This window comes from Lactobacillus sp. UMNPBX17 (genome assembly GCF_002553735.1).
Lineage (GTDB): Bacteria > Bacillota > Bacilli > Lactobacillales > Lactobacillaceae > Lactobacillus > Lactobacillus gallinarum.
This window is the reverse complement of record NZ_PCYT01000205.1, coordinates 1-242: the sequence shown is the minus strand read 5'-3', so window position 1 is coordinate 242 and position 242 is coordinate 1. Positions and strand designations below refer to the sequence as shown.

Below are 242 nucleotides of genomic sequence, written 5' to 3'. Positions count from 1 at the left end.
TGCTACTCGGCGATAGCCATAGCGCCCCTGATGATAATTGAAGATTTCCTTGATCCTTGCAATAAGTTTGGAACGCTTGGGCTTCTTAGGCTTTCGTTTAATTATTTTATAGTAAGAACTTCTGGCAATCGTAGGCAGCTCTGGATGCTCTGCAATTGCATCTAAGACATAGTTCAAGCTAACCTTAAATTCATGCCTTAGATCAGTAATTGCCTTAGCTATTTGTTCTGATCTTTTTCTTG

General features: G+C 39.7%; 1 pseudogene. It reads right to left on the bottom strand.

The features are described 5' to 3' along the window. Nucleotides 1–242: pseudogene (locus CP368_RS10955) on the bottom strand (IS3 family transposase); the annotation flags it as partial.